21 protein-coding genes are annotated in these 20,655 nt (G+C 72.2%); 10 read left to right on the plus strand and 11 right to left on the minus strand.

What is annotated here, in order from left to right:
• Positions 1-21: 21 nt before the first annotated feature.
• Positions 22-600 (plus strand): superoxide dismutase, encoded by a 579-nt coding sequence (locus ML340_RS04520; RefSeq protein ID WP_240097089.1) that lies wholly within the window; start codon positions 22-24, stop codon positions 598-600.
• 54 nt (positions 601-654) lie between these two features.
• Here the strand turns inward: ML340_RS04520 and ML340_RS04525 are convergent, their stop codons facing one another.
• Together ML340_RS04525 and purE are read right to left on the minus strand one after the other, a co-directional pair.
• Positions 655-1,821 carry a 5-(carboxyamino)imidazole ribonucleotide synthase gene (locus tag ML340_RS04525; protein ID WP_240097091.1) on the minus strand — a complete coding sequence of 389 codons (1,167 nt, stop codon included), beginning with the start codon at positions 1,819-1,821 and terminating at the stop codon, positions 655-657.
• Positions 1,818-2,324: a 5-(carboxyamino)imidazole ribonucleotide mutase gene (gene purE, locus ML340_RS04530; RefSeq protein ID WP_240097220.1), complete on the minus strand. Its 507-nt coding sequence runs from the start codon at positions 2,322-2,324 to the stop codon at positions 1,818-1,820. Before purE ends, ML340_RS04525 begins: the two co-directional genes overlap by 4 nt.
• A gap of 75 nt (positions 2,325-2,399) precedes the next feature.
• Here purE and ML340_RS04535 point away from each other — a divergent pair, with 75 nt between their 5' ends.
• The 3 genes from ML340_RS04535 (at position 2,400) to ML340_RS04545 (ending at position 3,995) form a co-directional block, all read left to right on the plus strand.
• On the plus strand, positions 2,400-2,669 hold the full coding sequence (locus ML340_RS04535; protein ID WP_240097093.1) for a Trm112 family protein: 270 nt from the start codon (positions 2,400-2,402) through the stop codon (positions 2,667-2,669).
• Complete coding sequence (nadC, locus tag ML340_RS04540; protein ID WP_240097095.1) at positions 2,666-3,535, plus strand: carboxylating nicotinate-nucleotide diphosphorylase; 870 nt, start codon at positions 2,666-2,668, stop codon at positions 3,533-3,535. The genes ML340_RS04535 and nadC overlap by 4 nt, the downstream gene beginning before the upstream one ends.
• A 112-nt stretch (positions 3,536-3,647) precedes the next feature.
• Positions 3,648-3,995, plus strand: a complete 348-nt coding sequence (locus ML340_RS04545) for a DUF3301 domain-containing protein (protein ID WP_240097097.1) — start codon at positions 3,648-3,650, stop codon at positions 3,993-3,995.
• Between the two features lie 18 nt (positions 3,996-4,013).
• Here ML340_RS04545 and ML340_RS04550 read toward each other — a convergent pair whose 3' ends face one another.
• From ML340_RS04550 to ML340_RS04575, 6 genes are all read right to left on the minus strand, one after another.
• Positions 4,014-4,508, minus strand: a complete 495-nt coding sequence (locus tag ML340_RS04550; protein ID WP_338064409.1) for a ClpXP protease specificity-enhancing factor — start codon at positions 4,506-4,508, stop codon at positions 4,014-4,016.
• 7 nt (positions 4,509-4,515) lie between these two features.
• Complete coding sequence (locus ML340_RS04555; protein ID WP_240097099.1) at positions 4,516-5,151, minus strand: glutathione S-transferase N-terminal domain-containing protein; 636 nt, start codon at positions 5,149-5,151, stop codon at positions 4,516-4,518.
• Positions 5,152-5,257: 106 nt separating this feature from the next.
• Positions 5,258-6,022 (minus strand): cytochrome c1, encoded by a 765-nt coding sequence (locus ML340_RS04560; protein ID WP_240097101.1) that lies wholly within the window; start codon positions 6,020-6,022, stop codon positions 5,258-5,260.
• Positions 6,015-7,286, minus strand: coding sequence for a cytochrome b (locus tag ML340_RS04565; protein ID WP_240097103.1), 1,272 nt, complete (start codon positions 7,284-7,286; stop codon positions 6,015-6,017). Before ML340_RS04565 ends, ML340_RS04560 begins: the two co-directional genes overlap by 8 nt.
• A gap of 3 nt (positions 7,287-7,289) precedes the next feature.
• Positions 7,290-7,886 (minus strand): ubiquinol-cytochrome c reductase iron-sulfur subunit, encoded by a 597-nt coding sequence (gene petA, locus ML340_RS04570; RefSeq protein ID WP_240097105.1) that lies wholly within the window; start codon positions 7,884-7,886, stop codon positions 7,290-7,292.
• A gap of 98 nt (positions 7,887-7,984) precedes the next feature.
• Positions 7,985-8,932, minus strand: a complete 948-nt coding sequence (locus ML340_RS04575) for a lytic transglycosylase domain-containing protein (RefSeq protein ID WP_240097107.1) — start codon at positions 8,930-8,932, stop codon at positions 7,985-7,987.
• Between the two features lie 161 nt (positions 8,933-9,093).
• Here ML340_RS04575 and miaB point away from each other — a divergent pair, with 161 nt between their 5' ends.
• The 6 genes from miaB to ML340_RS04605 all read left to right on the plus strand — a co-directional run bounded on the left by miaB (position 9,094) and on the right by ML340_RS04605 (position 15,241).
• A complete protein-coding gene (gene miaB, locus ML340_RS04580) occupies positions 9,094-10,482 on the plus strand; it encodes a tRNA (N6-isopentenyl adenosine(37)-C2)-methylthiotransferase MiaB (protein WP_240097109.1) in 1,389 nt (462 codons plus the stop codon).
• 43 nt (positions 10,483-10,525) lie between these two features.
• A complete protein-coding gene (locus ML340_RS04585; RefSeq protein ID WP_240097111.1) occupies positions 10,526-11,515 on the plus strand; it encodes a PhoH family protein in 990 nt (329 codons plus the stop codon).
• Positions 11,512-11,988, plus strand: coding sequence for an rRNA maturation RNase YbeY (ybeY, locus tag ML340_RS04590; RefSeq protein ID WP_240097113.1), 477 nt, complete (start codon positions 11,512-11,514; stop codon positions 11,986-11,988). Before ML340_RS04585 ends, ybeY begins: the two co-directional genes overlap by 4 nt.
• 95 nt (positions 11,989-12,083) lie before the next feature.
• Entirely contained in the window at positions 12,084-12,962 is an 879-nt protein-coding gene (locus ML340_RS04595) for a CorC family transporter (protein WP_240097115.1), read from the plus strand.
• Positions 12,949-14,211: a lipoprotein N-acyltransferase Lnb domain-containing protein gene (locus ML340_RS04600; RefSeq protein WP_240097117.1), complete on the plus strand. Its 1,263-nt coding sequence runs from the start codon at positions 12,949-12,951 to the stop codon at positions 14,209-14,211. Before ML340_RS04595 ends, ML340_RS04600 begins: the two co-directional genes overlap by 14 nt.
• 31 nt (positions 14,212-14,242) lie before the next feature.
• Entirely contained in the window at positions 14,243-15,241 is a 999-nt protein-coding gene (locus ML340_RS04605; protein ID WP_240097119.1) for a magnesium and cobalt transport protein CorA, read from the plus strand.
• 7 nt (positions 15,242-15,248) lie between these two features.
• Here ML340_RS04605 and ML340_RS04610 read toward each other — a convergent pair whose 3' ends face one another.
• Genes ML340_RS04610 through ML340_RS04620 form a run of 3 tightly spaced genes read right to left on the minus strand, consistent with a single transcriptional unit; the run spans position 15,249 to position 20,655 of the window.
• The gene (locus tag ML340_RS04610) at positions 15,249-16,514 is read right to left on the minus strand and encodes a DUF819 family protein (protein ID WP_240097121.1); all 1,266 of its coding nucleotides are present in this window, start codon (positions 16,512-16,514) and stop codon (positions 15,249-15,251) included.
• A gap of 22 nt (positions 16,515-16,536) precedes the next feature.
• Positions 16,537-18,615, minus strand: coding sequence for a S9 family peptidase (locus ML340_RS04615; RefSeq protein WP_240097123.1), 2,079 nt, complete (start codon positions 18,613-18,615; stop codon positions 16,537-16,539).
• A gap of 60 nt (positions 18,616-18,675) precedes the next feature.
• A complete protein-coding gene (locus tag ML340_RS04620; protein WP_240097125.1) occupies positions 18,676-20,655 on the minus strand; it encodes an OPT family oligopeptide transporter in 1,980 nt (659 codons plus the stop codon).

The raw sequence follows: 20,655 nt of genomic DNA on the forward strand, positions 1-20,655 counted from the left end.
GCCAACGACAGGAGCCAGACCGTGGCCATCGAACTGCCCCCCCTGCCCTACGACCGCACCGCCCTGGAGCCGCACATCTCCGCGGAGACCCTCGACTACCACTACGGCAAGCACCACAAGGCCTACGTGGACAACCTCAACAAGCTGATCGAAGGCACCGAGTACGCCGACACCCCGCTGGAGGAGATCGTGCGCACCTCGCAGGGCGCGGTGTTCAACAACGCCGCCCAGGTGTGGAACCACACCTTCTACTGGCATTGCCTCTCGCCCAGCGGCGGCGGCCGCCCGGGCGGGCGCCTGGCCGAGGCGATCGACGCCGCGTTCGGCAGCTTCGAGAAGTTCCAGGAGGACTTCACCAAGACCGCGATCGGCACCTTCGGCTCCGGCTGGGGCTGGCTGGTGCAGCGCCCGGACGGCCGCCTGGCGCTGGCCAGCACCTCCAACGCCGGCACCCCGCTGACCGGCGAGGACACCCCGCTGCTGACCTGCGACGTGTGGGAACACGCCTACTACATCGACTACCGCAACCTGCGCCCGAAGTACCTGGAGGCGTTCTGGAAGCTGGTGAACTGGGACTTCGTGGCCGCGCAGATGCGCTGACCTGCGCACCTGCGGATGCCTGCCGACGGCCGGGACCTCCCGGCCGTCGCCGTGTCAGGCCGCACGCTCGCCGGAATCCGCGTCGGTCAGCCGCGCCAGCACCGGCGCCACCTGCGCCTGCCGGCCCAGCGCGTCGCCGATGCGCCGCAGCGCCGCCGCCAGTTCCTGCGGGCTGTCGGCGCGCACGGTGGCATGGCCGACCTTGCGCCCCGCACGCGGCGGCTTGCCATAGTCGTGCCAGTGCCCGCCGGGCTCGGCCAGCACCGGCCGCGGATCCGGCAGCGTGCCGACCCAGTTGAGCATGCAGGCGTGGCCGCGCATGCGGGTGTCGCCCAGCGGCAGGCCCAGCACCGCGCGCAGGTGGTTCTGGAACTGGCTGGTCTCGCTGCCTTCGATCGTCCAGTGCCCGGAGTTGTGCACGCGCGGGGCCATCTCGTTGGCCAGCAGCGCGCCGTCGCGGCAGAACAGCTCCAGCGCGAACACGCCGACGTAGCCCAGCGCCTCGGCCAGCGTGCGCGCATGCGCCAGCGCGGCTGCCTCCAGCGCCGCGTCCACCGGCGCGGGCGCCAGGCTGGCCGAGAGCACGCCCTCGACGTGCCAGTTCTCGGTCAGCGGCCAGGCGCGGAACTGCCCGTCGCGGCCGCGCACGGCCAGCACCGACAGCTCGCGCTGGAAGGCGACGAAGCCCTCGAGGATCAGCCCCACCGTCGCCGCCTGCGCGCCCAGGGCATCCCAAGCAGCGTCTACGTCGGCCGGGGTCTTGATCCGGAACTGGCCCTTGCCGTCGTAGCCCAGCCGGCGCGTCTTGAGGATGCAGGGCGTGCCGAGCGCGGCCACCGCGGCATCCAGCGCGGCACGGTCGGGCACGTCCGCGAACGGCGGCACCGGGATGCCCAGTTCGCGGAACAGGGTCTTCTCGGCCAGCCGGTCCTGGGCCACGGCGAGCGCACGCGGATTCGGGAACACCGGCACCTGGCCGGTGAGCCATTGCGCCGATTCCGCCGGCACATTCTCGAAATCGAAGGTCGCCACGTCGATCCGCGCGGCGAAGTCGGCGAGCGCGGCCGGATCGGTGTAGTCGCCGACCACCATCGGCGCGAACTGGCCAGCGCAGGCGTCGGCGGCGCTGTCGAGCACCAAAAACCGCAGCCCGAGCGGCGCCCCCGCCAGCGCCAGCATCCGCGCCAGCTGCCCGCCGCCGAGGATGCCGACCGTGGTCATGCGCGCGGGTCGGCGTGCGCCAGCACGTCCTCGGTCTGGCGCGCGCGGAACGCGGCCAGGCGCGCGGCGAGCGCCGGGTCGGTGGTGGCCAGCAGCGCCGCCGCGAACAGCGCCGCGTTGGCGGCGCCGGCCTGGCCGATGGCGAAGGTGGCCACGGGGATCCCGGCCGGCATCTGCACGATCGACAGCAGCGAGTCCAGGCCGTTGAGGGCTTTGCTCTGCACCGGCACGCCGAGCACCGGCAGCGCGGTCTTGGCCGCCAGCATCCCCGGCAGGTGGGCAGCGCCGCCGGCGCCCGCGATGATCGCGCGCAGCCCGCGCGCGGCGGCCTGCTCGGCATAGGCGAACATCGCGTCCGGGGTGCGGTGCGCGGACACCACCTGTACCTCGTGCGCCACGCCCAGGGCCTCCAGCCGCGCCGCGGCGTGCTGCATGGTCTCCCAGTCGGAGCGCGAGCCCATCACGATGCCGACCTGCGGCGCGCCGTCCTGCCCGATCGCCATCGCCGCCTCCACGCGCAAGCTGCCAGCCAAGGAGGCGCTATTCTAGCCGCCCCGCTCCACTGCCCGGCATCCCGAATGGACCGCACCCTGCTCGACCTGCTGGTCTGCCCCGCCACCCACCAGCCGCTGGCGCTGCTGGAGGCGGACGCACTGGCCGCGCTCAACCGCGCGATCGCCGCCGGCCGGGTGCAGCGCGCGGACGGCAGCGCGCAGGCGGCGCCGCTGGCCGCGGCGCTGGTCACCCGCGACCGCCGCACGGTCTACCGGATCGACGACGGCATCCCGGTGCTGCTGGTGGAGGAGGCGATCGCCACCGCGCAGGTGGACGGCTTCCCCGGCGCATGAACGCCCCGCTGCCCGCGCCGGCCGCGGACGCGGTCGCCGCCGACGCCGCGCGCGCGCTGGCCGAGGACCTCGGCACCGGCGACGTCACCGCGGCGCTGCTGCCGGATCGCCCCGAGCAGGCCTACCTGCTGTGCAAGGAGCCGTGCGTGCTGGCCGGCCAAGCCTGGTTCGAAGCCTGCCACCGCGCGCTCGACCCGCAGGTACGGATCGCGTGGCGGCATGCCGACGGCGACCGGGTGGCAGCCGGCACGGTGGTGGCCGTCCTGCACGGCCGCGCGCGCGCGCTGGTCAGCGCCGAGCGCGCCGCGCTCAACTTCGTGCAGACCCTGAGCGGCACCGCCACCACCACCGCGCGCTACGTGCAGGCGGTGCGCGGCACCGGCGCGCGCATCCTCGACACCCGCAAGACCCTGCCCGGCCTGCGCCTGGCGCAAAAGTACGCGGTCCGCGCCGGCGGCGGCGAGAACCACCGGATCGGCCTGTACGACGCGGTGATGCTCAAGGAGAACCACATCCGTGCGTTCGGCGCGGTGGCGCAGGCCATCGCCGCCGCGCGCGCGGCCCAGCCCGGCCTGCCGCTGATCGTCGAGGTGGAGACTTTGGACGAACTGCGGCAGGCGCTGGACGCCGGCTGCACGCGGGTGCTGGTGGACGACTTCGACCCGGCCATGCGCCGCGAGGCCGTGCGGATCGCCAAGGGCGCGCCCTACCACGGCCGCATCCCGCTGGAGGTGTCCGGCGGGGTCGACCTGGCCGGCGTGCGCGCGATCGCCGAGGACGGGGTGGACTGCATCTCCATCGGCGCCCTGACCAAGCACGTGCACGCGATCGACTTCTCGATGAAGCTGGGCCCGGCGCCGGGCTGAGCGCGCCGCCCCCCGCGCGCGAACGCCATCCGGCGCATCCGGCCCACCCGCGCGCGCCGCGCGGACGCCGCGCGGCTTGCACCAGGGGGCGGCGCTGGCGACCATAGCCGCGATGGAAACCTTCTTGCTGCTGATGCTGCTCGGCGCCGCCGGGTTCTTCTTTTTCACCGCGGCGCGCGCGGCCGCCGAACGCGCCGCGCAGATCGGCCGCGATGCCTGCGCCGCGGCCGGGGTGCAGTGGCTGGACCAATCCGTGCACGCCACCGGCATGCGCCTGCGCCGGCGCGCGGACGGCTGGCTCGGGATCGAGCGCACCTTCCGCTTCGAGTACTCCGAGGACGGCCAGGACCGCCACGTCGGGCGGATGGTGCTGCTCGGCGACACCCTGGTCGGGTTCTCCGGGCCGACCCGCGCGGCGCAGGCGGTGGTGCGGCGGTTCCCGGCCGCGGCGGAGCCCTGAGCGGCGCGCGCCCGCGCCTTACTTCACCACCCGCAGGTGGCCGCGCCGCGGCGGCGGGCGGTCGTCGTCGCCGGGACCGCTGTCGGCGTCGGTGTCCTCCGTACCGTAATCCGCACGCAGCGCCCCGAGCCCCTCGGGTTCCGGCGCCGGTTCCGGATCCACGTCCACCGGCGGTACCCGCGGATCCTCCGGCAAGGCCATGCCCTGCCCGGTCTCGCGCGCGTAGATCGCGACCACCGCCGCGACCGGCACCACCACCGCCTGGCTGACCCCGCCGAAGCGGGCGGTGAAGCGCAGCGCGTCGTCCTCCATCTGCAGGTGGGCGACCGCGCGCTCGGCGATGTTGAGCACGATCCGCCCGTCCTGCACCGCATGCGCCGGCACCCGCACGCCGGGGCGGGTGGCGTCCACCAGCACGTACGGGGTCATGCCGTTGTCCACGATCCACTCGTACAGCGCGCGCAGCAGGTACGGGCGCTGGCTGGTCATCGGCGGCGGCACGGCGGCGGTCATGCGCGGCTCAGGCCGGGATCTCGCGCAGCTGCTTCTCCTGCTCGGTCAGGCTGCGGGTGAAGCCGGGGTTGCGGAAGATGCGGTTGCCGTAGTCCTCGATCGCCTTGCCGTCCTTCGGCAGGCCGACCCCGAGCGCGTCCAGCCGCCAGATGATCGGCGCCATCGCGCAGTCGGCCAGGCTCATCTCCGGGTTGAGGAAGAACTTGCTGGCCTTGAACAGCGGCAGCGCGGCGGTCAACAGCTCCTTCAGGCGCTTGCGCCCGGCCTCGGCCTGCTGCTTGTTGCCGAGCTGGATCGCCTGCACCTGCGGCACCCAGTCGTGCTCGATGCGCAGCATCGCCAGGCGCAGGCGCGCGCGCGAGAGCGGGTCGACCGGCATCAGCGGCGGATGCGGGTAACGCTCGTCGAGGTATTCGCTGACCACGCTGGCCGCGTACAGCACCAGGTCGCGCTCGACCAGGGTCGGCACCGAGTGGTACGGGTTCAGATCCATCAGATCCTCGGGCGGGTTCTGCGGGTCCACCGGGATCATGTCGTAGGTCACGCCCTTGGCCGCCAGCACCAGGCGGACGCGGTGGCACAGCACGTCGTCGACCGCGGAAAACAGCGTCAGTGCATTGCGCATGCGCGTACTCACAGCCATCATCTGCAGCACTCCCGCATCCGGCGCGCGCCGGATGCACCCGCGCCGCCCGCCCCATGCGGGCGGCTGATTCGCATCGTTCCCGGCGCCGCGCAGATGGGCATCGTCAATGCACGTCGCGCCAGTATTCGCGCTTGAGCAGCCACGCCAGGAACGTGAAGAAGGCGAGGAACAGCACCACCCACACCCCGATCCCGGGCCGCTTGAGCGCCGCCGGCTCGCCCGCGTATTCCAGGAACGCGGTGATGTCGCGCACCGTGCGGTCGAACTGCTGCGGCGTCTGGCTGCCCTTCTGGCTGATGCTGAAGCCCTCGACCAGGCGCTCGCCGGTGGCGTCGGCGGCGCCGTAGACCGGCTGCTGCACGCCCTGCAGCGTCCACAGCGGGTTCGGCATCGAGGCGTTCGGGAACAGCCGGTTGTTCCAGCCGACCGGGCGGCTGGCATCGAGGTAGAACGACTTCAGGTAGGTGTAGATCCAGTCGCCGCCGCGCACCCGCGCGATCAGTGACAGGTCCGGCGGCGCCTTGCCGAACGCGGCCTGGCCGAGTTCGGGGGGCATCGGCGAGAGGATGTGGTCGCCGAACTTGGCGCCGGTGAAGTCGAGGTTGGCCTTGACCTCCGCCTCGGTCAGGCCGAGGTCCTGGGCCATGCGCGCGTAACGCAGGTACTTCAGCGAGTGGCAGCCGCTGCAGTAGTTCATGAACAGCGCGGCGCCGCGCTGCAGCGAGGCGCGGTCGCCAAGGTCGGTACCGGCATGCTGCAACCCGCCCTCGCCACCGGAGGCGAGCGCGGCGGTGGACAGCAGCAGCCCGGCGAGCAGGGCGGCGGCGCGGGACAGCCAGGCCCGCGGAGTCGGAGGCAGCTCAGTCATGCAGCGTCACCCGTTCCGGCACCGGCCTGGCCCGATCCAGCTTGGTCCACACCGGCATGGTGATGAAGAAGGCGAAGTACAGGAAGGTCAGCACGCGGCCGATGATGGTCTCCACCGGGTCGGTGCCGGGGCCGGCGCCGATCTTGCCCAGCCACAGGAAGCTGACCACGAACACCAGCAGCATGACCCGGCTCAGCCAACCGCGGTAGCGGTAGGACTTGACCGGCGCCTTGTCCAGCCACGGCACCAGGAACAGCACCGCGATCGCGCCGAACATCACCAGCACGCCCCACAGCTTGATGCCGAAGAACGAGGGGATCACGCGCAACATGGCGTAGTACGGGGTGAAGTACCACACCGGCTTGATGTGCTCGGGGGTGACCAGCGGGTTGGCCTGGGTGAAGTTGTCGTGCTCCAGGAACCAGCCGCCGAAGGTCGGGGCGAAGAAGATGATGAAGGCCGCCAGGATCAGGAAGAAGCCGGCCCCGAACAGGTCCTTGACCGTGTAGTACGGGTGGAACGGGATGCCGTCGGCCGGGGCGTCCGGCGACCAGCGGTTGCCCTTCGGGCCCTTCTTGATCTCGACCCCGTCCGGGTTGTTGGAGCCGACCTCGTGCAGCGCGCCCAGGTGCAGCACGACCAGCAGCAGCAGCACCAGCGGCAGCGCGATCACGTGCAGGGCGAAGAAGCGGTTGAGGGTGGCGTCGCCGGGGTTGTAGTCGCCCATGATCCACTCGGTCAGGCCGGGGCCGACCACCGGGATCGCGCCGAACAGCGAGATGATCACCTTCGCGCCCCAGTACGACATCTGGCCCCAGGGCAGCACGTAGCCCATGAACGCCTCGGCCATCAGCACCAGGTAGATGACCATGCCCAGCAGCCAGACCAGCTCGCGCGGCTTGCGGTAGCTGCCGTACAGCAGGCCGCGGAACATGTGCAGGTAGACCACGATGAAGAACAGCGACGCGCCGGTGCTGTGCATGTAGCGGATCAGCCAGCCCCAGTCGACGTCGCGCATGATGTATTCGACCGAGTCGAACGCACCCGCCGCGGACGGGTTGTAGTGCATCGTCAGGAAGATGCCGGTGACGATCTGGTTGACCAGCACCAGCAGGGCGAGCGAGCCGAAGTAGTACCAGAGGTTGAAGTTCTTCGGCGCGTAGTACTCGCTCATGTGCTTGCGGTACATCGGCACCAGGCCGGGCGCGCGCGCGTTGACCCAGTCCATCACGCTGCAGGCGGTACGGGTGATCAGGTTCGCCATGGCTCAGGCCGCTCCGTTCGGGCCGACACCGATCACCACCGTGGTGTCGTTCTGGAAGTGGTAGGGCGGGATCGCCAGGTTGAGCGGCGCCGGCTGCGCCTTGAACACCCGCCCGGCGAGGTCGTAGCGCGACTTGTGGCAGGGGCAGAAGTAGCCGCCCTTCCAGTTCGGGTCGAACGGCTCGGGCTTGACCTCCGGCTTGAACTCCGGCGCGCAGCCGAGGTGGGTGCACACCCCGATCACCACCAGGATGTCCGGCTTGATCGAGCGCCACTCGTTCTGCGCATAGGGCGGCTGCTCGGACGCCTTGGAGTCGGGGTCGGCCAGCAGCGGGTCCATCTCCGGCAGGGTCGCCAACATGGCCTTGGTGCGGCGCGCGATGTAGATCGGCTGGCCGCGCCAGCTCAGCACCAGCTGCGCGCCCTCGGCCAGCGCGCTGATGTCCTGGGTCACCGGGGCGCCGGCGAAGCGCGCGCGCGCGCTCGGGTTCCAGGACTTGATGAACGGCACCGCCGCGAACCCCGCCCCGACCGCGCCGACCACGGCGGTGGTCGCGGTCAGGAACCTGCGGCGGCCGGTGTCGACTTCTTCGTTGGCCATCCCCACTCCGAAACGGTTGTCGGACTGCATCCGCCGGCCGCCACATCCCGCGCGGGCATGTCGCTGGCGGCAAAAGACGCCGAAGTGTAACGGAAGGCTTAACGGGCGGACAATCCGGCATTGCCGCCGGCACCGGAACCCAGTACGCCGCGGTAACGCTCGGCCAGCACCGCCACCCGCTGCACGTAGCGGCGGGTCTCGTCGAAGGGCGGCACCCCGTTGTACTTGTCGACCGCACCCTCGCCGGCGTTGTAGCCGGCCGCGGCCAGGGTCAGGTTGCCGCCGTAGCGGCGCAGCAACCAGGCCAGGTACTGCACCCCGCCCTGGATGTTCTGGCCGGCGTCGAACGGGTCGCCGACCCCGAACCGGCGCGCGGTGGCCGGCATCAGCTGCATCAGGCCCTGCGCGCCCACCCGCGACAGCGCCAGCGGGTTGAACGCGGACTCGGCGTGGATGATCGCGCGCACTACCGCCTCCTCGACCCCGTGCGCGCGCGCCGCGGCACGGATCTCGTCCTGGTAGGCGGTGGTGTTCAGGCGCACGCTGGAAAAATCCACCCCCGGCCGCGCCGCGCAGGCGTAGCAGGTCTCCATGTAGCTGTAGTGGATGGTGCGGACCGCGCTGGCGGCGATCCCGGTCGGGCGGGTGCTGGTGTAGTTGCGCACGCCGTTGCGATCGACGTAGGCATAGACCTGCCCGCGCACCAGGCGCGGCCCGGGCGGCCGCGGCGCGGCGGCGCCGGCCACTGCCGGCGGCGATGCCGGCACGCCCTGGGACGGGGCCGGTGGCGTCGAGGCCGGCACCGGCGCCGGCGCGGAGGACGCCGCGGCGGCCAGCGCCGGGGCGGACGCCGGGACCGCCGGACGCGGCGCCGGCCGGCGCGGCGGGGCATAGCTGCCGACCAGCCGGCAGCTGGCGCCGGGCACGCGCTTGCTGCCGTATACGACGGTACCGTCGCCGCCGTCGCAGCGGTACACCCGCCCGGCCAGCGCCGGCATGGCCGTGGCCGACAGCAGCAGCAGCGTCAGGCAGGCGGCTCCCCTCATGGCGCGCAGTCTTGAGCAGTTCGGCATTGCCGCGCAAGTCCTTGATTCCCGGGACGTGACCGCGGTCCAGCGGCGGGCCACGCCCGGCCGACGCCCGCCGCGCACAGCGGCTAGAATGCGCGCCCCGGCGCGGAATCACCGCCGCCCCCCCGGAGCCTGCCATGTCCGCCACGCCCCCCCTGCCCGCCCCCGGCGGCGCGTCCGCCGCGCCCGCGCGCGGCAAGGTCTTCATCGAGACCCACGGCTGCCAGATGAACGAGTACGACTCGGCGCGCATGGCCGACCTGTTGGCCGCGCACGAGGGCCTGGAACTGACCGCCGACCCGGCCGAGGCCGACGTGGTGCTGGTCAATACCTGCTCGATCCGCGAGAAGGCGCAGGAGAAGGTGTTCAGCCTGCTCGGGCGCTGGCGCCAGCTCAAGCAGGACGGCCGCCCGGTGTTGATCGGCGTCGGCGGCTGCGTGGCCAGCCAGGAGGGCGAGGGCCTGCTCGCGCGCGCACCGTTCGTGGACCTGGTGTTCGGCCCGCAGACGCTGCACCGCCTGCCGGAGCTGATCCGCGCCCGCCGCGCCAGCGGCCGGCCGCAGGTGGACGTGCGCTTCCCGGAGATCGAGAAGTTCGACCGCCTGCCCGAGCCGCGCGCGGAGGGGCCGGCCGCGTTCGTCTCGATCATGGAGGGCTGCTCGAAGTACTGCAGCTTCTGCGTGGTGCCCTACACCCGCGGCGAGGAGGTCAGCCGCCCGTTCGAGGACGTGCTGGTCGAGGTCGCGCAGCTGGCCGCGCAGGGCGTGCGCGAGGTCAACCTGCTCGGGCAGAACGTGAACGCCTACCGCGGCCGCCTGGGCGAGGGCGAGACCGCCGACCTGGCCCTGCTGATCCGCGCGATCGCCGAGATCGACGGCATCGGCCGCATCCGCTTCACCACTTCGCACCCGCTGGAGTTCAGCGACTCGCTGGTGGAGGCCTACCGCGACGTGCCCAAGCTGGCCAACTACCTGCACCTGCCGGTGCAGTCCGGCAGCGACCGCGTGCTCGCCGCGATGAAGCGCGGCTATACCGCGCTCGAGTTCAAGCAGAAGATCCGCAAGCTGCGCGCGGTGCGCCCGGACATCTCGATCAGCTCCGACTTCATCGTCGGTTTCCCCGGCGAGACCGAGGCCGACTTCGAGAAGACCCTGGCGCTGATCGCGGACGTCGGCTTCGACCAGAGCTTCTCCTTCATGTACTCGCGGCGCCCGGGCACGCCCGCCGCCGAGCTGCCCGACGACGTCCCGGACGCGGTCAAGCACGACCGCCTGGCGCGCCTGCAGGAGGCGATCAACGGGCATGCGCGGCGCATCTCCGAGGCGATGGTCGGCAGCGTGCAGACGGTGCTGGTGGAAGGCCCGTCGAAGAAGAACCCGGACGAGCTGACCGGCAAGACCGAGAACATGCGCTCGGTGAACTTCGCCGCGCCCAAGCGGCTGATCGGCCAGTTCGTGCCGGTCGAGATCACCGCCGCGCTCAGCAACTCGCTGCGCGGCCGGGTCCTGACCCGCGAGGCCGCCTGAACGCGCTGGCGGCGGCCACCGGCGCGCGCTACCCTGCGCGCGCATGAGCGCGCACCGCGACTTCACCCTGGAGCCGGCCGACAGCGAGCGCCTGGCCAACCTGGCCGGCCCGTTCGACGCCCACCTGCGCCTGCTCGAGCTGCGCCTGGGGGTGGAGATCGCCAACCGCGGCAACGTGTTCCGGGTCAGCGCCGCGGACGCGCGCAGCGCCGAGCGCGGCGAGCGCCTGCTGCGCCGGCTGTACGCCGAGACCGCGCACGAGACCCTGGACGAGCACGCCATCCACCTGCGCCTGGGCGCGCACGCCGAGCCGGCGGAGGCCGGCGGCGGGTACGTGCCGCAGGAGGTCGCGATCCGGGTCAAGCGCGGCACCCTGCGCGGGCGCGGCGACAACCAGCGCAAGTACCTGCATGCGATCGCCACCCACGACATCAACTTCGGGATCGGCCCGGCCGGCACCGGCAAGACCTACTTGGCGGTGGCGATGGCGGTGGAGGCGCTGAACCAGTCGCGGGTGCAACGGGTGGTGCTGGTGCGCCCGGCGGTCGAGGCCGGCGAGAAGCTCGGCTTTTTGCCCGGCGACCTCAGCCAGAAGGTCGATCCCTACCTGCGCCCGCTGTACGACGCGCTCTACGAGATGCTCGGGGTGGAGAAGGTCGCGCGCCTGCTGGAGAAGTCGGTGATCGAGATCGCCCCGCTGGCCTACATGCGCGGGCGCACGCTCAACGACGCGTTCGTGATCCTGGACGAGGCGCAGAACACCACCATCGAGCAGATGAAGATGTTCCTGACCCGGCTCGGCTTCGGCAGCACTGCGGTGATCACCGGCGACATGACCCAGATCGACCTGCCGCGCAGCGTGCGCTCCGGGCTGAAGGACGCGGTCGAGGTGCTGCGCGGGGTGGAGGGCGTGAGCTTCACCTTCTTCGAGGCGCGCGACGTGGTCCGCCACCCGCTGGTGGCGCGGATCGTGGACGCCTACCAGGCGCGCGACGCGCGCGACGCCACCAGCGGCCCCGGGGCCGGCGCATGACCCGCGGCCCGGTCCGGCTCGAGGTCAGCGTCGGCTACGCGGTGCCGCGCAAGGGCCTGCCGGCCGCGGTCAGCTTCCGCAAGTGGGTGGCGGCCGCGCTCGACGGCCGCATCCGCGAGGCCGATCTGGCCCTGCGGCTGGTCGGCGCGCGCGAGGGTCGCGCGCTCAACCGCCACTACCGCGGCCGCGACTACGCCACCAACGTGCTCAGCTTCCCGGCCGAGCTGCCGCCGGGGCTGCCGCCCGGGCTGCGCCTGCCGCTGCTGGGCGATCTGGTGCTGTGCGCGCCGGTCATCGCCCGCGAGGCGAAGGAGCAGGGCAAGCCGCTGGCGGCGCATTACGCCCACCTGACCGTGCACGGCGCGTTGCACCTGCTTGGCTGGGACCACCAGGACCCGCGCGAGGCGGAGGCGATGGAGCAGCTGGAGCGGCAGATCCTGGCCGGGCTCGGCCTGCCCGACCCGTACCGCTGAGCCGCCCGGCCCGCATTCCGCTTCACGGCCGGTCGCCGCGGTCGGCTAGACTTGCGCCGGCGGCATCCGCCGCGCACCGCTGCCAGACCCACACGATGTCAGAGGACGACAGTCGCCACGAGGCGCCCGCCCCCGAACGCCACCCCGACAAGCCGCGCCGCTCCTGGCTGGACCGCATCGGCGCCGCCCTGTCCGGCGAGCCTACCACCCGCGAGGACCTGGTCGAACTGCTGCGCGACGTGCAGGCCGACGGCCTGATCGGCCCGGACACCCTGCGCATGATGGAGGGCGCGATCGCGGTCGCCGACCTGACCGTCGCCGACGTGATGGTGCCGCGCGCGCAGATGGTGGCGCTGCCGGTGGACGGGCGCTTCCTCGACCTGATGCGGCAGGTGGTCGAGTCCGGCCATTCGCGCTTCCCGGTGCACGGCGAGGACAAGGACGAGATCCTCGGCATCCTGCTGGCCAAGGACCTGCTGCGCGGAGTGGTGGCCGACAACGGCCCCGGCAGCATCCGCGAGCTGCTGCGCCCGGCGGTGCTGATCCCCGAATCCAAGAAGCTGGACGTGCTGCTGCGCGAGTTCCGGCAGTCGCGCAACCACATGGCGATCGTGATCGACGAGTACGGCGGGGTGGCCGGGCTGGTCACCATCGAGGACGTGCTCGAGCAGATCGTCGGCGAGATCGACGACGAGCACGACGACGGCGAGGAGGAGGCCGCGCGGATCGCCGCGCGTGCCGACGGCGCCTACGTGGTCGACGCGCTGACCCCGGTCGCCGACTTCAACGCGCGCTTCCACGCCGACTTCGACGAGGACGAGGCCGACACCATCGGCGGCCTGCTCACCGCGCGCATCGGCCATCTGCCGGAAACCGGCGAGGAAATCGCGCTCGGCCGCTTCCGCTTCCGCATCGCGGACGCCGACGCGCGCCGCCTGCGCAGCCTGCACGTGCGGGTCGATGGCGACCGCTGAGCGCCTGCGCCGCGCGGCCGCGGGCGCCGTGCTGGCCCTGCTCGCCGTGCTCGCCGCCGCGCTGTTGCCGGGGCCGGCCGCACGGGCGCAGCCGGCCGCGCCGGCGCCCATCGTCGCCCTGCAGCCCGAGCCTGCGCCGGTGCCGGCGCCGCGGATCGGAGTGGTGACGATGGGGCCGGGCGAGGTCTTCTGGGAGCGCTTCGGGCACGACGCGATCGTGGTCGAGGACCCCGCCACCGGCACGCGCACCAACTACAACTTCGGGTTCTTCGACCTCGACGAGCCCGGCTTCCTCGGCCGCTTCCTGCGCGGCGACATGCGCTACAGGCTGGTCGCGCTGCCGCTGGCCGAGGACCTGGACTACTACCGGCAGGTCGGGCGCGGGGTGCAGGTGCAATGGCTGGATCTCGACCCGGCGCAGGCGCGCGCGCTGGCCGCTGCGCTGGCCGACAACGCGCGCCCGCAGAACGCGCGCTACCGCTACGACTACTTCCGCGACAACTGCAGCACGCGCGTGCGCGACGCGCTCGACCGCGCCCTCGGCGGGCAGCTGCAGCGCACCCTGATCGGCCGCTCCAGCGGCGACACCTGGCGCAGCGAGGCGCTGCGGCTGGCGGAGCCGGCGCCGTGGATGTGGCTGGCGTTCGACATCGGCCTCGGCCCGCGCGCCGACCGCCCGCTGTCGCGCTGGGAGCTGGCCTTCATCCCGAGCCGGCTGGCCGAAGGCCTGCGCGAGACCCCCCGCGCGGACGGCCGCCCGCTGGTGCAGTCCGAGCAGGTGCTGCTGCCGCAGCGGCTGCCGCCGGAGCCGCCCGGCGCCGCCCCACGGATCTGGCCGTGGCTGCTGGCCGGGCTGCTGGCCGGCGCCGGCATCCTCGCCCTCGGCGCGCGGCGGCCGCGCCTGCTGGCGGCGCTGGCGCTGCCGTTCTGGTTCGCCTGCGGGCTGCTCGGGCTGGTGCTGCTGTTGGGTTGGGCCTTCACCGACCATGAGGCGATGTGGGCCAACCGCAACCTGCTGCTGTTCGACCCGCTGTGCCTGCTGCTGCTGCCGGGTGGCTGGGCGCTGCTGCGCGGGCGGCCGCCGTCGCCGCGCATGCGCGCGCTGCTGGTGGCGGTGACCCTGCTCGCGCTGCTGGCCTGCCTGCCGCTGTGGCTGCAGCTGTACCCGCAGCGCAACGGGCACTGGATCGCGCTGCTGCTGCCGATCCACGCCGCGCTGGCACGGGTGTGGACCCGGCGCGCGGCTTGATGGCGACGCGCGCCACCGGCAGGATGCGGGCATGTCCAGCATGAGCCATGCCCAGCGCCAGGCGGTCGTCAACTGCGCGGTGTACGACCGCGCAGGCCGTCGCCGCGACATCCCGCTGGAGGCGATCAGCGACGTGCTGGCGCAGGACGACGGCAGCTTCGTCTGGGTCGGCCTGTACGAGCCGGAGGAGGCGGTGCTCGACCTGCTGCAGGAGGAATTCGGCCTGCACGACCTGGCGGTGGAGGACGCGCACAAGGCGCACCAGCGGCCCAAGCTCGAGACCTACGGCCAGAGCCTGTTCATCGCGGTGCGCACGGCGCAGCGGATCGACGGCGAGGTGCGCTTCGGCGAGACCCAGATCTTCGCCGGCGCGCGCTACCTGGTCACCGTGCGCCACGGCGCCTCGCTCAGCTATGCGCCGGTGCGGCAGCGGCTGGAGCGCGAGCCGGCCCTGCTCGCGCTCGGCCCCAGCATCGCCCTGCACGGGGTGCTGGACTTCGTGGTCGACAACTACCAGCCGATCGTGGCCGACTTCGAGGACGAGCTGGATACCCTCGAGCAGGACGTGTTCGCCGAGAGCTACCGCCGCGCCACCCTGCAGCGCCTGTACCGGCTGCGCAAGGACCTGACCCGGATGCGGCTGGCGGTGCTGCCGATGCAGGACATCCTGGCCCAGCTCAAGCGCGCGCCGGCGTTCCCGATCCCGGACGAGGTCAAGCCCTACTTCCGCGACATCCACGACCACGCCGCGCGCGAGGGCGACACCATCGACACCCTGCGCGAGATGGTGGCCGCGGCGATGAACACCAACCTCGCGCTGGTGACGGTGGCCCAAGGCGAGGTGGTGAAGAAGCTGGCCGGCTGGGCCGGGCTGCTGGCCGCGCCGACCCTGATCGCCAGCTGGTACGGCATGAACTTCGAGCACATGCCGGAGCTGCACGGGCGCTACAGCTACGCCGTCCTCACCGCGACCGTGGCGCTGGTCTGCCTGCTGCTGTACGCCTACCTGAGGCGCATCCGCTGGCTGTAGCCCCGGCTCAGGCGGCCAGCGCGCGCAGCGCCAGCCCGGTGAGGTAGGCCCCGTAGGTGCCGAGCGCGTAGCCGAGCACCGCCAGCAGCACCCCGACCGGGGCCAGCGCCGGGTGGAACGCACTGGCCACCACCGGCGCGGAGGCGGCGCCGCCGATGTTGGCCTGCGAGCCGACCGCGAGGAAGAACAGCGGCGCCCGGATCAGGCGCGCCACCGCCAGCAGCAGCGCGCCGTGCACCGCGATCCAGATCAGCCCCATCGCGAACAGCCACGGCCGCTCCAGCAGCGCGCCCAGGTCCATCTGCATGCCGATGGTGGCAACCAGCAGGTACAGCATGGCCGAGCCGATCCGCGAGGCGCCGGCGCCCTCCAGCGCGCGCGCGCGGGTGAAGCTCAGCAGCAGGCCGAAGGTGGTGGCCAAGAGGGTGATCCAGAAGAAGCCCGAGGTCAGGCTGTAGTCCTGTAGCCGCCATTCGGCCGGCAGCGTCTTCAGCCAGTCCACCAGCGGCCCGGCGAGGGCGTGCGCCAGCCCGGTCGCGCCGAGCCCGACCGCGAGGATCAGCATCAGGTCGGGCAGGCCGGGGACGCGCGCGTGCGCGGCCTGCCAGTCCGCCATGCGCTGGCGCAGCGCGTCGATCGCGCGGGTGTCGGCGCGCAGCCACGCATCCACCCGCGGCGCGCGCGCGGCCAGGAACAGCAGTACCGCCATCCACACGTTGGCGACCAGCACGTCCACCGCGACGAACTGGCCGAACAGGTCCGGGTCGACCGCGAACACTTCCTTCATCGCCGCCTGGTTGGCGCCGCCGCCGATCCAGCTGCCGGCGACCGTGGTCATCCCGCGCCAGGTGTCGCCGGCCACCGTCTGCGGATGGATCGCGCGCATCGCCAGGAACGCGACCACCGCGCCGAGCATCACCCCGAGGGTGCCGGTGAAGAACATCACCAGCGCCTTCGGTCCCAGCCGCAGCACCGCGCGCAGGTCGATCGCGATGCACAGCAGCACCAGCGCCGAGGGCAGCAGCACGTCGCGCGCCACCGGGTAGAGCGCCGAGCCGCGGCCGTCGATGATGCCGGCGCTGTTCAGCAGCGCCGGCACCAGGTAGCACAGCAGCAGCGCCGGCACCCAGGCGTAGAAGCGCGCCCAGAACCCGGACGGGCGCGCCGCGGTCCAGAAGATCGCGCCCAGCACCACCGCCAGCACGCCGAGCACGACGATGTCGTTGCCGATCAGCGCGGCGCGCGCGGGGGCCTCCGCCAGTGGTGCGCTCATGCGCGTCCCCGGGGCCGGCGGCTCAGCGGCCGAGGTAGCGGCGCAGCCAGGCGTTCACCGTTTCGTGCCACTGCACGCTGTTCTGCGGCTTGAGCACCCAGTGGTTCTCGTCCGGGAAGTACAGGAACTGCGACTCCACGCCCTTGCGCTGGGCCGCGGTGAAGGCGGCGATGCCCTGCTCCACCGGGATCCGGAAGTCCTGCTGGCCGTGCACGATCAGGATCGGCACCCGCCAGTCCTTGACGTGGTTGGCCGGGTTGAACTTCTGGTAGCCGGCCGGGTTGGCGTACGGGGTACCACCGTTCTCCCATTCGCTGAACCACAGCTCCTCGGTGGAATACCCCATCATGAAATTGTCGAACACGCCGTCGTGGGCGACGATGCACTTCCACGGCGTGTTCCACACCCCGGCAATCCAGTAGGCCATGAAGCCGCCGTAGCTGGCGCCCAGCGCGCAGGCCTTGTCGCCGTCGAGGAAGGGATAGGCCTTGAGCGCGTAATCCCAGCCCTTCTGCAGGTCCTCCAGCGGGCGGTCGCCCCAGTGGCCGGAGATGGAATCGGTGAAGGCCTGGCCGTAGCCGGTGCTGCCGTGGAAGTCGATCATCACCACCGCGTAGCCCTGCCCCGCGTAGGTCTGCGGGTTCCAGCGGTAGCTCCAGCCGTTGCCGAAGCTGCCCTGCGGGCCGCCGTGGATCAGGAACGCCACCGGGTACTTCCTGCCCGGCTGGTAGTCCCACGGCTTGACCACGTAGCCGTACACGGTCTCGTCGTTCCAGCCGCGGAACTTGAACTGCTCGAACTGGCCCCAGGCCACGTCCGGCAGCATCTGCGCCGCGCTCGGGGTGATCTGCCGCAGCGGTGCCTTGCCGTCCGGGCTGGTGATGTAGAGCACGTCGCCGGTCTGCAGGGTGCTGCGCGCCACCGCCAGGGTCGGCCCGGCGAGGGCGAACGCGGAGACGCTGCCGTCCTTGACCACCGTCTCCACCTCGCCGTTGGCCAGCGCCACCCGGAACAGCGGGTGCTGGCCGAGTTCCTGCGCGGTGGTGTAGATCCACCGGCCGTCCGCCGAGAGCTGGATGCCGTCGGCCGAGGCGTCCCAGCGCGGCGCGATCTCGCGGATCTTGCCGGTAGCCAGGTCCATCGCCATCAGCGCGAAGCGGTCGGCCTCGAAGCCGGGGCGCTGCATCGCGCGGTAGTACAGGGTCTTGCCGTCCGCGCTGAACACCGGGCCGGCATCCCAGGCCTTGTTGGCGGCGGTGAGGTTGCGCGCGCCGCGGCCGTCGGCATTCACCAGCCAGATGTCGAAGTTGGTGCTCCACGGCTCCTCGCGGTCGGCCTGGCGCACGCTCATCGCCACGGTCTTGCCGTCCGGCGACCACGCGAAGTCCGACAGGTCGCCGAACGGCTTGGACGGGATGTCGCCGTGGATGTCGCCGCTGAGCAGCGTCGCCGATTTGATCATGTCCTCGCCGCCGAGCCGGGCGGCGAACACGCGGTTCAGGCGGCCGTCGTTCCAGGCGTCCCAGTGGCGGATGAACAGGCGGTCGAACACCTTGCCGGTGGCCTTGGCCGCCTCGGCCTCGTCCAGCTTCTTCCTGGTGCAGGCCAGGTCGGCCTGGCAGTCCGGGAACACCGCGAATGCCAGCGCCACCTGCCGGCCGTCGGGCGCGAGCTTGTAGGCCTCCACGTCCAGCGGGAAGTCGGTCAGGCGCCGCGGCTCGCCGCCGGCCAGCGGCTGCGCGTACAGCTGCATCGACCCCGACTTGGCGCTGAGGAAATACAGCGTCTTGCCATCCGGCGCGAACGCCGGCGAATTCACGCTCCAGCCTTGCGGCGAGACCTGCTGCGGCGGGCGCAGATCGCGGGTGACCAGGTTGCGCATCCACAGCGAGGTGCTGGCCTTGTTGGTGGCCTTGTCGACCACCCGCTTGGCGAACACCAGCACGCGCCCGTCCGGCGACAGGGTCGGTGCGGAATAGCGGTCCATGTAGGCCAGCTCCTGCACGGTGAAGCCGTGCCTGGCGGCCGGCGGCGCGTCGGCGGCCAGCGTCGGCAGCGACAGGGCGAGGGCGAGCGGAAGGAGGGCGTGGCGGAGGCGCATGGCGAAGGTTCCGTGTTGCTGGGACAGGAAGACGCCCGCGCAGGCGCGGGCGCCGCTGGATCAGGCGTTCGGGTTGGCGCGGGCGCCGGTGCGGTAGAGCAGCCAGGCCACCACCGCCAGCACCGCCAGGCCCACGTACTTGCCGAATTGCCACGCGGGCGGCAGCGCGAGCACGTCGGCGCGGCCGGAGACCACGATCGGGATCGCGATCAGGATGCCCATCAGCGCCTCGCCGGTGATCAGGCCGGCGGCGAACAGCGTGCCGGGGCGGTGCAGGCGGTCGCGCGCGGCCTCGTCGTGGCTGCCGGCCAGGCCGTGGCGCTTCTCCACCAGGTAGGCCAGCAGGCCGCCTAGGAAGATCGGCACCATGAGTTCCAGCGGCAGGTAGATGCCGATCGCCGCGGCCAGCACCGGCACCCGGAAGTGGCTGCCGCGCGCCTTCAGCCATTCGTCGAGCGCGATGATCGCCGCGCCCACGCCGGCGCCGATGGCGATGATCGTCCACGGCAGCTGGCCGCCGAACAGGCCCTTGGCCACCGAGGCCATCAGGGTCGCCTGCGGCGCGGCCAGCGAATTGGGATGCTGCGGGGTGGGCGCGCCGATGCCGTAGGCCTGCGCCAGCAGGTTCAGCACCGGGGCCATGATCAGCGCGCACGAGAACGCGCCGATGCCGAGCATCAGCTGCTGCTTCCACGGGGTGGCGCCGACCAGGTAGCCGGCCTTGAGGTCCTGCAGGTTGTCGCCGCCGACCGCCGCCGCGCAGCACACCACCGCGCCGATCATGATCGCGGCCACTGCGCCGAGCGGCGCGCCGGCGACCCCGACCGCGTGCTTGCCGCCCTCGCCCAGCAGCACCAGCAGCACCACCGAGGCGAACAGGATGGTGGCGATGGTGATGCCGGAGACCGGGTTGTTGGACGAGCCGACCAGGCCGGCGAGATAGGCCGAGACCGACACGAACAGGAAGCCGGCCACGATCATGATGATGGCCATGGGGATGCTCACGTGCCAGACCCCGACGATCGCCTGGTACAGCAGCAGCAGCGGCACTACGAACGCGACCAGCGCCACCAGCATCCACTTCATCGGCAGGTCGCGCTCGGTCTCGGCCACCGCCTCGCCGCTGCCCTTGCGCGCCGCGGCGATGCCGCTGCGCACGCCGGACAGCAGCGACTTGCGCAGCGAGAACAGGGTCCATACCCCGCCGATCAGCATCGCGCCCACGCCCAGGTAGCGGATCTTGGCCGACCAGATCGCGCCGGCGATGTCCTCCGCGCCGGCCCCGGCGATGCTGCTCGCCAGCGCCGGATCGGAGGCGAGGAAATAGCTGTGGTACAGCGGGATCGCGATCTGCCAGGACAGGATCGAGCCGGACACGACGACGATGCCAATGTTGAGGCCGACGATGTAGCCGACCCCGAGCAGCGCCGGCGAGAGGTTGGTGCCCATGTAGCCGAGGTACTTGCCGAAGAAGCCCGCGCCGGCGGCGGTGTCCGGGATCAGGCGCAGGCCGCTGGCGGCGGCGGCCTTGATCGCGCCGCCGATGGCGGCCGAGAACGCCAGGATCTTCAGGCCCGGCCCGGGGTTCTCGCCCGCCTTCAGCACTTCCGCGGCGGCCTTGCCCTCCGGGAACGGCAGCGGCTCCTCGACGATCATCGAGCGCCGCAGCGGCACCGAGAACAGCACCCCGAGCAGGCCGCCGAGGCCGGCGATCGCCAGCACCCAGGAATACTTGAAGTCCTGCCAGTAGCCGAGGATGACCAGCGCCGGGATGGTGAAGATCACCCCCGCCGCGATCGAGGAGCCGGCCGAGGCGCCGGTCTGCACGATGTTGTTCTCGAGGATGGTGCCGCCGCCCAGCAGCCGCAGCACGCCCATCGACACCACCGCGGCCGGGATCGCGGTGGCGATGGTCAGGCCCGCGAACAGGCCGAGGTAGGCGTTCGCGGCGGACAGGATCACCGCCAGCACGATCGCCAGCACCACCGCGCGTACCGTCAACTGCGGGGTGCCCGCGCCCGCCCGTGCCTGTGCCGCCAT

Source organism: Thermomonas flagellata (assembly GCF_022419185.1).
GTDB classification, from domain to species: Bacteria; Pseudomonadota; Gammaproteobacteria; order Xanthomonadales; family Xanthomonadaceae; genus Thermomonas; species Thermomonas flagellata.

Bases quoted from the DNA above. Each gene is read 5' to 3' on its own strand.
- ML340_RS04620 (WP_240097125.1), bottom strand. From the start codon at position 20,655: ATGGCGGCACAGGCACGGGCGGGCGCGGGCACCCCGCAGTTGACGGTA.
- ML340_RS04525 (WP_240097091.1), bottom strand. From the start codon at position 1,821: ATGACCACGGTCGGCATCCTCGGCGGCGGGCAGCTGGCGCGGATGCTG.
- miaB (WP_240097109.1), top strand. From the start codon at position 9,094: ATGTCCGCCACGCCCCCCCTGCCCGCCCCCGGCGGCGCGTCCGCCGCG.
- purE (WP_240097220.1), bottom strand. From the start codon at position 2,324: ATGGCGATCGGGCAGGACGGCGCGCCGCAGGTCGGCATCGTGATGGGC.
- ML340_RS04560 (WP_240097101.1), bottom strand. From the start codon at position 6,022: ATGACTGAGCTGCCTCCGACTCCGCGGGCCTGGCTGTCCCGCGCCGCC.
- ML340_RS04600 (WP_240097117.1), top strand. From the start codon at position 12,949: ATGGCGACCGCTGAGCGCCTGCGCCGCGCGGCCGCGGGCGCCGTGCTG.
- ML340_RS04585 (WP_240097111.1), top strand. From the start codon at position 10,526: ATGAGCGCGCACCGCGACTTCACCCTGGAGCCGGCCGACAGCGAGCGC.
- ML340_RS04535 (WP_240097093.1), top strand. From the start codon at position 2,400: ATGGACCGCACCCTGCTCGACCTGCTGGTCTGCCCCGCCACCCACCAG.
- ML340_RS04605 (WP_240097119.1), top strand. From the start codon at position 14,243: ATGTCCAGCATGAGCCATGCCCAGCGCCAGGCGGTCGTCAACTGCGCG.
- ML340_RS04550 (WP_338064409.1), bottom strand. From the start codon at position 4,508: ATGACCGCCGCCGTGCCGCCGCCGATGACCAGCCAGCGCCCGTACCTG.
- ybeY (WP_240097113.1), top strand. From the start codon at position 11,512: ATGACCCGCGGCCCGGTCCGGCTCGAGGTCAGCGTCGGCTACGCGGTG.
- petA (WP_240097105.1), bottom strand. From the start codon at position 7,886: ATGGCCAACGAAGAAGTCGACACCGGCCGCCGCAGGTTCCTGACCGCG.
- ML340_RS04545 (WP_240097097.1), top strand. From the start codon at position 3,648: ATGGAAACCTTCTTGCTGCTGATGCTGCTCGGCGCCGCCGGGTTCTTC.
- ML340_RS04615 (WP_240097123.1), bottom strand. From the start codon at position 18,615: ATGCGCCTCCGCCACGCCCTCCTTCCGCTCGCCCTCGCCCTGTCGCTG.
- ML340_RS04575 (WP_240097107.1), bottom strand. From the start codon at position 8,932: ATGAGGGGAGCCGCCTGCCTGACGCTGCTGCTGCTGTCGGCCACGGCC.
- ML340_RS04555 (WP_240097099.1), bottom strand. From the start codon at position 5,151: ATGGCTGTGAGTACGCGCATGCGCAATGCACTGACGCTGTTTTCCGCG.
- ML340_RS04565 (WP_240097103.1), bottom strand. From the start codon at position 7,286: ATGGCGAACCTGATCACCCGTACCGCCTGCAGCGTGATGGACTGGGTC.
- ML340_RS04610 (WP_240097121.1), bottom strand. From the start codon at position 16,514: ATGAGCGCACCACTGGCGGAGGCCCCCGCGCGCGCCGCGCTGATCGGC.
- ML340_RS04595 (WP_240097115.1), top strand. From the start codon at position 12,084: ATGTCAGAGGACGACAGTCGCCACGAGGCGCCCGCCCCCGAACGCCAC.
- nadC (WP_240097095.1), top strand. From the start codon at position 2,666: ATGAACGCCCCGCTGCCCGCGCCGGCCGCGGACGCGGTCGCCGCCGAC.